The organism is Acinetobacter sp., assembly GCF_041911495.1.
GTDB lineage: Bacteria > Pseudomonadota > Gammaproteobacteria > Pseudomonadales > Moraxellaceae > Acinetobacter.
Genome location: NZ_JAYROT010000003.1, coordinates 18,544 through 27,150, shown reverse-complemented (window position 1 = coordinate 27,150; position 8,607 = coordinate 18,544). Strand labels below are relative to the sequence as shown.

The window sequence follows — 8,607 nt, the reverse complement described above, 5'->3', positions numbered from 1 at the left end:
ATTAATCTTACTGACTAAAAATTCGCTCAAATAAACTTCGAGAAATTTCTACCAATTCAATCAATGAATATATATTCGATCAATCAACCAGTAAAAATCCACACAAGTTGTTCTTCTTTAACTCTTAATGAATCACTCAATGCTTCGTCAGCATCAAGCTAGGTCGGCTATATTACTCTCTATCTCTAAAAAGTCAACTGAAATTAAAGATAATTTTTAAACCCATCCAATCAACCAAAAAATTTAACCATCAAGCTAAATAACTGTTAATCAACAAGTTTTTATCCGCATCCCCGCCGATAGGTGCGCATTCTACACCATCCCAATTCCAATTCAACCCCAAACAACAACTTTTTATATCGAGTGGTTGTTTTTTGGACATGTTAATCTGATTCATTTTGACTGAGATACAGTGTTATTGTTTGCGGAAGACCAAATCCTTGGTATGATCTAGCGTATCATTTGATCATCGGTGTTTTATGTCTACTCACTTTTTTAAATACTTACTCAGTAGTGTTGTATGTTATTCGCCTTTTGTGTTTGCCAATACAGCTATAACAGCTGAGGCATCTACCCAAGCCCAAACGCCTATAGTCGATCAATCTGAAGTTAAGACAACACATCATCGCTCAAAAACAATTGAAGCTTTAAAGAACATTCATACAGAACAATTAAAAGTAGATGCAAAAGCAAATCAACCTGAAGCAATAAAAGATCCTCTACAACCACTCAACCGAAAAATTTATAGCTTTAATACAACGTTAGACAAATCAATTGTTCGTCCTGTTGCTGTTCAGTATAAAGAAAAGATCCCAGAGCAAGCTCGTGGTGGATTTGCCAATTTTCGAAACAACATGCGTGATCCTTGGAATGCAGTCAATCAACTTTTGCAAGGTAATCCTAAACAGGCTGCCAAGACTTTAGGACGATTTACAGTAAATACAGTAACAAGTTTAGGTCTTGCTGATCCTGCAAAGCATATTGATCTAAATTCTGAGCGTGAAACTTTTGGCAATACATTAGGTGTTTGGGGCGTACCATCAGGACCATATATTGTTTTGCCGTTAGCTGGTCCAAGTACTTTCCGTGATGGCTTTGCAATGCTTGCTGTGGATAGGTTTGCTCGTCCTCAAGATTACATCTTTGAAGGTGATAAAATTTACTGGAGTTACAATGCTGTTGATGGTATTGACGCTCGTGCACAGTTCTTAGAACTAGACTCGATCGTGCAAGGAGACCAATATGCTGCATTACGTGATGTCTATTTACAACGTCGTAATTATGAGATTGCAACTCGGCGAGGGGAAGATGCTTCGGCAGATATGTTTATGGAAGATGATAGTTTTTCAGATGATGAATTTACCGACGAAGAACCTTCAACTACCGAAACACCTGACTCTAACAAAACTTTACCTGATAGCGAATAACATCATCGTATATTAGATTAAGTTTGAGATTTTTAATTATGTATTTTGTGTACCCTTCTCGAGAGCTCAGACAATTAGACAAAGCATTGACTTTGTTTGCAGATATTGAGTGGGTCAAACTTACATTAGTCAACATGTGCGATCCAAATCAGATCTACATTGCCGATGTTCTTGATTATTTGAATCATCAATGGACATGCCCTACGGTTGTGATCGCACGTGAAGATGAGGGCGCAGCGCTCAGCGAAGCATGGCAAAAAGGTGCTTTGGCAGGTTGGATTTGGGAAGATTTACCTGAACAGCCTTTTGATAAACTGCAACAGATCGAAGCCCAATACAAGCGCAATCAAGATAGCCGAGATTTGCCCACAGCCGCAGAGCTTCAACAACGCCTTCTGCCTGCGCCAGAGCAGTTTAGACAATACGACTTTCAATATTTATTCCAACCATCTGCGTATCTTTCAGGGGATTGGATTGATTTTTGGCAGGTGAATGATGATCAAATTATATTTTATCTCGCTGATGTTTCTGGACATGGTGTAACAAGTAGCCTACTTACCTCGTGGCTTGCTGGATTCCATAAACGTGCCCAATCACCAGAGCATCTCATTTTAAAATTAAATGAAATGCTGATCAAAGAAAATATTGAAAAGCACATTACCATGATTGCAGGCATGCTTGATCTAAAACAAAATCAATTGCGCTGTATTAATGCGGGGCATTTTCCACCTGCAATTTACATTGCGCCAAACCAAGATCCTGTTGTCTTTAATTCGAGTAGCTTTCCACTCGGTTTAACAGAGGATTTGAAGATTGATGAAATTACCGTTGAGATGCAAAGTGATAGCCAGTTTATTCTATGTTCCGACGGTGCACTTGAACCTTACAAAGGTGGCATCAATGAGCAATTCCAACAGTTACTGAACGATCTTTCTCAGAAAAGTTTTAATCCACCAATTCAGGTCAATGATGACATTGCCATGCTGAAAATCATTCACGCCTCAAACTAACCCATTTTTCATTGAATAATATTTACATAAAATTCTTTAGCATTTAGCAATCCTTTTCATCTACTCTAGACCGTGGAAAATTAGTTCAAATTAGCTACATTTTTTGTCATTTATTTGCTTATTTTTTAATCTCAAACACGTACTATTCTTTAGACTTTAGCCATATTTAAATAGAAATAACTTATTGTTAATAAATAATTAATTTCAATGTAATAATAATATTTTAATTTCAATGCTTGCGGACATATATGCGCTATGGGATAATTATGTATGTCTTTTAATCATGGCATTTATATGTCTATTGGTCATATCGAATATGCAAGTTTGAACGGTACCCACATTTTTAAAATTGTAGGCGAAGTCCGTGCTCATGGTTGCATTAGCTTAGATAAATTGCTCAACAAAATGGATCAAGGCGAACAAGTTGTTGGCGCAATTGTTGATCTTACCGAAACCACATTTATTGATAGTACTGTGCTCGGCATATTGGCGAAGCTTGGTCTAAAATTGATGTCGAATCACAATATCCAAGCGGTAATGCTATCAACAAATGCTGATATTACGACGCTTGCAAATAGCATGGGTTTAAATCAAGTTTTCGTGATTTTAAACTATTGTGGTAGCTCAGACGTCTGCACAAAAGCTTTGGTTGAAGAAAATGTGACACATGCAACCATGCTAAAAACAGTATTGGATGCGCACCGTACTTTGATGCAACTCAATGAAAATAATCAAAATATGTTCGAGCCATTGGTTAAGCAATTGCAAAAAGAGCAATCTTGCATGCAACCAACCGCATGTAACTCTAAAGTCTAATTAATTCTCTGAGTTTAATTCTCTATTCAAACTGCATACAAGGAGTAACACGATGGTTTTACTCGCTGTAACGCAACTTAATTCGCAAGATAATATTGATGCCAATTTTTCTACAGTAGAACAGCTCATCATGGATGCCAAAGCGCAACATGCTGAACTGATTGTGCTGCCTGAAAATTTTGCCTGTTTTGCCGCAGGTCAGCAATTTGCAACGGCAGAGCGCTTTGATGAATTAAAAGCTCGGATAGAGCAATTGGCATTTCAACATCAAATATGGATCATTGCAGGCACATTGCCCTGCACTTATCGCCCTGATGGCGTGATTGTCCCTGATGGACGTGTTCGCACGACAAGTCTGTGTATTAGCCCTGAGGGGAAAACCGTCGCACGTTATGACAAAATTCATTTGTTTGACGTACAGGTTGGCGATCATATTGGCGCCTATCAAGAATCCAAAGTCTTTGAAGCAGGTGATCAGCCTGTGGTGGTGAATACCCCTTTTGGTAATATTGGAATGATGATTTGTTATGATCTGCGTTTTCCAGAGTTAGCCATCAAACTGCGTGGGCTTGGAGCAGCGCTACTCACCGCCCCATCAGCTTTCACTTACCATACAGGTGAAATGCACTGGCAGTTGTTATTACAAGCACGTGCAATGGATACGCAATGTATGACATTGGGCTCAGCACAGCAAGGTTGGCACGGTAAACGTCAAACTTGGGGACACAGTTTGATTTGCCAATCACAGGGAAAAGTTCTTACGCAGACAGATCACGCAGGTGCGCAGTTACTTTTTGCACCATTTGATCTTGATGCGCAAAATCAAATCAGAGCATCAATGCCACTACAATCCCACCGTAAATTCATTTAAGCTTAAACTTTGATAATCTTGATGAATCAAGCTGTTGAATTGATATGCACTCTATGGAATCACAAACCCAAAAAGCACTTACTGGTCAGCGCCTACGCTCACTGGCTTTTGCTTATTTGGCAAAAAGAGAATTTTCCAAAGCACAGCTTCGCTTAAAACTATTAGAGAAAGATGCTGATGCTGTAGAGGTTGACACCCTCTTAGATGAGCTCTCCGATCAGAATTATCAAAGTGACGAACGTATGGCAGGCATGGTGGTTCGTAGTAATCTACGTCAAGGGAGAGGTCCTCAGCGTATTCGTCAACAGTTGAAAAAACATCAGATAGATGCTGAATTAGCAAGCGGGGATTTGGCTGAAGTCGATTGGTTTGCTGAAGCATTAGCGACAAAAGTTAAAAAATATGGTGCTGAAGTTGCCACCGATCCTAAGCTGAAAGCAAAACAAATTCGATTTTTACAATATCGTGGTTACAGTATGGACGTCATTTTTAAAGTGATTCAATTTGATGTAGAAAATGAAGACTCATGAAGCAGAATTTATTTTTTAACAGCGAGCATTAAAGCAATTTATTGATCCGCCTTACTGATGCTCTCACCCGCTTTTTTCAGTGCAAAACCCATCATTTCATGTTTCATTTCTTTTGTCCCGAGTGCCACGATCATCATTGGATGATTTGGCGCATGCACCGCAGACAATACCGCTTTACCATTCTCTGCATCTAAAGTAATGGTCTGTGCACCTTGCAATTGAATTTCTTTACCAAACGCACTAACCATTGCCAAAATTGAGCTACTTAGAGCGGCTAGCTTGCCTGTATTTGAGACATTTTTTTTGTAGACATTGGCAAGCTCAAAGCCATCAGTGGTACAGACCATAACAAAATCCACGCCACGCACATTCATCAAAATTTCGTTGATCTGCACTTTAGCGATATTCACGAGCTCATCTGGGACTTGTGGCTGATTATTAGTGTGATTAAACATGCGAATTACCCTACATTTTCCAATTTGACTTCAATCTTAGCGATTAATGTTTCTAACATCAGTAAGATATCTTTTTTCTGGCGTGCATCAATAAAAAATAACGGATGCAACTTATCTTGTTTCGCCATCCATTGTTGATAGATACGATTATCACGATCTTTCACCACATCGACATGGGTTACGCCAATCACGATATGCAAGCTAAATGCTTTGAACGCATCATAATAAAATTGCAAATCTTGAATAGGATTGCTTGCACTATGATCAATCAAAATCACTGTGCCGATTGCACCTTGCCCTACCATTGGCCACATAAAGTCAAAACGTTGCTGCCCCGGTGTACCATACAAACCAAGCTTTACACCGTCATCTAAGGTCGTTTCACCATAATCAATACCAACCGTTGTGTGCGACTTTTGGTGCGTTGTCGTATCAGTATTCTTCGCTTCGGTAGTGATGACATCAATCTCTGAAATCGTTTGAATCGCTGTAGACTTCCCAGCGCCGATTGAACCGCCAAAGACAATTTTATATTGATGTAGAATCATAGTGCTATCCTGATCATTGACTTCCTAATGTCCCGATTAGAGCCCGAAGCGACGTCGTAGTCCACCCAAAAATTTATGCGCTTGCTGATCATCATGTGTATGATTCGTTTTTGGCGCAAGCTCAAACTTAGCTTGAGATTTAGAAATCATTTCACCAAGCCCAGCTGTGACTGTTGCCACAACGTATTGACGGACACGATCATAATCGAGTTGCAAATGCTCGGCGACAAATTCCATATCCGCACCTTCGGCAAAACATGCAGATAATCTCAGAATATCTCGACGATCAAAACCCTCTTCTGCTTGAGGCCAAGCAAGTAATTTCATTGCGCCTTGTTGTGGTGCAAAATCCAAATAACTTGGCGAGCGCCAAAACAAATTCCACAAATAAGATTGTAAATTTTGCTGTTTGGTTTCACTAAATTGCGCACTATCTGTCATCGTCGCATAGGTAAAATTAATCGTTTGGTCGGTATTTTTCTTGATTCTCGATTTATCAATCAAGAACGTTTGGCGCTGTGTATCAGCAATACCAAGTACGCCATGACGATCAAAAATCTGAATCCGTCCATTTTTTGGATCGAGTAAATCCTCAACAAACTCTGCTTTGGTTGCATAGGATTTTTTGGCGTTTTGCTTTCGCTGTTTGGCTTTAAATTGCTTCTCTTCAGCTTGTTGTAGCTTATCTCGCTCCGCTTGCTCGACTAAAGTTTCGATTTTGGATTCAAAAACATTTTCACTCAACCATTGCTGTAAAGCGCTACGATCGTTCACAGGTAAATGCAACATCCCATTTTCAATGATGCTTGGGCGATCTGAACGAGATTTTACTTTGAGCACTTTGATGCGATTATTTTGTAAAAGTCTTTGAATACTTGGGGATTTAAAAAAGTCTTCATTAATCAATAAAGTTTGCAGTTTTGATTCGGCAACATTGGTCCATTGAATATCAATATGATGCGGTGCCATTGATTTGATTGTGTTTTTCAGGTCGTTTAATTCTCTCAAACTTAATCCGAAAATCGTCATGTAAACCGACTGCTTTGCACTCATCAGTATATCCACTCAGTGAAATTCAAAAAATATCCCTATTTGTTTACAGTAGTTTAGACGAAATCTAAACCTTTAACAAAAGCCCGCAACTCATGTCGAGCCAATGCTAAATTTGATTGTGAACGATCCAACACCAAATACAAAAACAATGCATCATTCCGCTCAAGTGGTCGAATGATGTGATACTGACGACCCAAAGTAATCAATATATCTTCAATCTCATCATCCAAATTCAACGCTTTGGCAACTTTGCGCTTTGCTCGCAACACTTCCGCATTCCCAGCAGAAGCAAGCTCTAGATCAAATCCCACACCTTGCGTTACCATCGCCAAACCACTTTCGCTATCGACCAATGCACCCGCAATAAAACCATCAATCTCCGTTAATGCTTCTAACGAAACTTTAGCCAAGATCCTTTCCCCTTTACATCTATTTTTTACACTAAAACATCAATTGAGCCGAATTAGACTTACTTCAATTAAATAAACTTAACAATATTTTCTAAAAAAGTGATTAACTTAACAAAATATTATATATGATTTTCATCTAATCACAATAGTATTTTTTTTAAGCAAGATCACAATCTATTTGATTTTATTTAAATTATTTGTAGTTTTTTGACCACTTCTGTCAACTAAGCACTGTCTACGTCAATTTTGACTAGAAAACAATCTAATCTACCTCAAAATAATTCCATTGGCTTAAAATAAATACTTTGCTTTAGTCAGCATCAAATTTTGGGTAAAATAGTGATTTTTATCTTTTAGTCATTGGTTTTATGTCCAACTCAGACCTTCCGCATTTTCATGGTATTACGCTGTATAGCCATAATAATGATTACCAATGCCATGGCACACGTCTGATCTTGGCGGAAAAAGGTATCCAATATCGACTCATATTGGTTGAAGATAGCGATATTGACGATTTGACCCAAATCAATCCTTATGGTTCTTTACCCGCTCTAGTTGACCCACAAACGAAACTCTATCATCAATTGATTATTAATGAATATATCGACGATCGTTATCGACAAAATCGTCTATTCTCGGATGCACCCGCTGAAAAAGCACAACAAAAACAACTATTATGGCGCATTCATCAAGACTGGTTTAAATATGCCGATCAATTATTACGCCACCCCGAACAACTAAGCGATCTCGAGAAGCAAAAAGCACAGCAAGAACTACAAGATGTGATCATTAATCTGAGTCGCTTGTTTCAACATTCCAACTACTTTATGTCTGATCAATTTTCGATTTTGGACTGTAGCCTTGCACCATTGTTACTACGCTTGCCATCAATCGGAATTTCTCTGTCAGGCAAACACAGCAAGGCGCTTTTACTCTATTGTAAACGTGTTTTTAATCGTGACAGTTTTAAACAATCCATGACACAAGTAGAGCTTTCAAGGTATAGTGATTATTTAAAGCTTTTCAATAACTAAGGTGCTCAGAATGACCGATGCCAACTTGACCCCAACCCGCCCCTATCTTGCTCGCGCAATATATGAGTGGATTTGTGACAATCAGCTGACGCCTTATCTGTTGGTGGATGCAACACAAAGCCATGTCAAGGTGCCAACGCAACACATCAAAGATGGGCAAATCGTACTCAATATTGTGCCGCATGCAGTTCATCAATTCCAAATGGACAATGATGCGATTTTCTTTAATGCACGTTTTGGCGGTGTTCCACAAGAGATCTATGTGCCAATGTCTGCGGTACTTGGGATTTATAGTCGTGAAAATGGTCAGGGCTTATTCTTTGATCCAAAAGAATATGACGGTCAAACTTCCACAGAGGATGCACTCCCAGAAGTAGAACAGGATCAGTCTGAAAAAACTGATGAAAATAAGAAAAAACCGTCGCTACGTGTGTTAGATTAACTGTAATAAAA

Annotated in this window: 11 protein-coding genes; 7 read left to right on the top strand and 4 right to left on the bottom strand. The window is 38.9% G+C overall.

Going from position 1 to position 8,607, the window contains the following annotated elements; all coding sequences use genetic code 11:
- The first annotated feature begins 479 nt into the window (after positions 1–479).
- The 5 genes from ACE3PQ_RS00170 to ACE3PQ_RS00150 all read left to right on the top strand — a co-directional run bounded on the left by ACE3PQ_RS00170 (position 480) and on the right by ACE3PQ_RS00150 (position 4,654).
- Positions 480–1,427, top strand: a complete 948-nt coding sequence (locus tag ACE3PQ_RS00170) for a VacJ family lipoprotein (RefSeq protein WP_374294073.1) — start codon at positions 480–482, stop codon at positions 1,425–1,427.
- Positions 1,428–1,465: 38 nt separating this feature from the next.
- A complete protein-coding gene (locus tag ACE3PQ_RS00165) occupies positions 1,466–2,437 on the top strand; it encodes a PP2C family protein-serine/threonine phosphatase (RefSeq protein WP_374294071.1) in 972 nt (323 codons plus the stop codon).
- 294 nt (positions 2,438–2,731) lie between these two features.
- Entirely contained in the window at positions 2,732–3,253 is a 522-nt protein-coding gene (gene gigB / locus ACE3PQ_RS00160) for an anti-anti-sigma factor GigB (RefSeq protein WP_298892102.1), read from the top strand.
- A gap of 52 nt (positions 3,254–3,305) precedes the next feature.
- Entirely contained in the window at positions 3,306–4,124 is an 819-nt protein-coding gene (locus tag ACE3PQ_RS00155) for a carbon-nitrogen hydrolase family protein (protein WP_374294069.1), read from the top strand.
- Between the two features lie 53 nt (positions 4,125–4,177).
- Positions 4,178–4,654, top strand: coding sequence for a regulatory protein RecX (locus tag ACE3PQ_RS00150; RefSeq protein WP_374294067.1), 477 nt, complete (start codon positions 4,178–4,180; stop codon positions 4,652–4,654).
- Positions 4,655–4,692: 38 nt separating this feature from the next.
- Here ACE3PQ_RS00150 and ACE3PQ_RS00145 read toward each other — a convergent pair whose 3' ends face one another.
- The 4 genes from ACE3PQ_RS00145 to ACE3PQ_RS00130 are packed head-to-tail and all read right to left on the bottom strand — an operon-like array spanning position 4,693 to position 7,120.
- The gene (locus ACE3PQ_RS00145) at positions 4,693–5,109 is read right to left on the bottom strand and encodes a roadblock/LC7 domain-containing protein (protein ID WP_374294065.1); all 417 of its coding nucleotides are present in this window, start codon (positions 5,107–5,109) and stop codon (positions 4,693–4,695) included.
- A 5-nt stretch (positions 5,110–5,114) separates the two neighbouring features.
- A complete protein-coding gene (locus ACE3PQ_RS00140) occupies positions 5,115–5,657 on the bottom strand; it encodes an ATP/GTP-binding protein (RefSeq protein WP_374294063.1) in 543 nt (180 codons plus the stop codon).
- Between the two features lie 36 nt (positions 5,658–5,693).
- The gene (locus tag ACE3PQ_RS00135) at positions 5,694–6,710 is read right to left on the bottom strand and encodes a hypothetical protein (RefSeq protein WP_374294061.1); all 1,017 of its coding nucleotides are present in this window, start codon (positions 6,708–6,710) and stop codon (positions 5,694–5,696) included.
- Between the two features lie 53 nt (positions 6,711–6,763).
- Positions 6,764–7,120, bottom strand: a complete 357-nt coding sequence (locus ACE3PQ_RS00130) for a roadblock/LC7 domain-containing protein (RefSeq protein ID WP_374294059.1) — start codon at positions 7,118–7,120, stop codon at positions 6,764–6,766.
- A gap of 368 nt (positions 7,121–7,488) precedes the next feature.
- Here ACE3PQ_RS00130 and ACE3PQ_RS00125 point away from each other — a divergent pair, with 368 nt between their 5' ends.
- On the top strand, positions 7,489–8,154 hold the full coding sequence (locus tag ACE3PQ_RS00125) for a glutathione S-transferase N-terminal domain-containing protein (RefSeq protein ID WP_374294057.1): 666 nt from the start codon (positions 7,489–7,491) through the stop codon (positions 8,152–8,154).
- A 10-nt stretch (positions 8,155–8,164) separates the two neighbouring features.
- A complete protein-coding gene (locus tag ACE3PQ_RS00120; protein ID WP_374294055.1) occupies positions 8,165–8,596 on the top strand; it encodes a ClpXP protease specificity-enhancing factor in 432 nt (143 codons plus the stop codon).
- Positions 8,597–8,607 lie beyond the last annotated feature (11 nt).

Excerpts from the sequence above, each read along its gene's own strand:
- ACE3PQ_RS00170 (WP_374294073.1), top strand. The coding sequence starts at position 480 with ATGTCTACTCACTTTTTTAAATACTTACTCAGTAGTGTTGTATGTTAT.
- ACE3PQ_RS00145 (WP_374294065.1), bottom strand. The coding sequence starts at position 5,109 with ATGTTTAATCACACTAATAATCAGCCACAAGTCCCAGATGAGCTCGTG.
- ACE3PQ_RS00165 (WP_374294071.1), top strand. The coding sequence starts at position 1,466 with ATGTATTTTGTGTACCCTTCTCGAGAGCTCAGACAATTAGACAAAGCA.
- ACE3PQ_RS00155 (WP_374294069.1), top strand. The coding sequence starts at position 3,306 with ATGGTTTTACTCGCTGTAACGCAACTTAATTCGCAAGATAATATTGAT.
- ACE3PQ_RS00125 (WP_374294057.1), top strand. The coding sequence starts at position 7,489 with ATGTCCAACTCAGACCTTCCGCATTTTCATGGTATTACGCTGTATAGC.
- ACE3PQ_RS00135 (WP_374294061.1), bottom strand. The coding sequence starts at position 6,710 with ATGAGTGCAAAGCAGTCGGTTTACATGACGATTTTCGGATTAAGTTTG.
- ACE3PQ_RS00140 (WP_374294063.1), bottom strand. The coding sequence starts at position 5,657 with ATGATTCTACATCAATATAAAATTGTCTTTGGCGGTTCAATCGGCGCT.
- ACE3PQ_RS00150 (WP_374294067.1), top strand. The coding sequence starts at position 4,178 with ATGGAATCACAAACCCAAAAAGCACTTACTGGTCAGCGCCTACGCTCA.
- gigB (WP_298892102.1), top strand. The coding sequence starts at position 2,732 with ATGTCTATTGGTCATATCGAATATGCAAGTTTGAACGGTACCCACATT.
- ACE3PQ_RS00120 (WP_374294055.1), top strand. The coding sequence starts at position 8,165 with ATGACCGATGCCAACTTGACCCCAACCCGCCCCTATCTTGCTCGCGCA.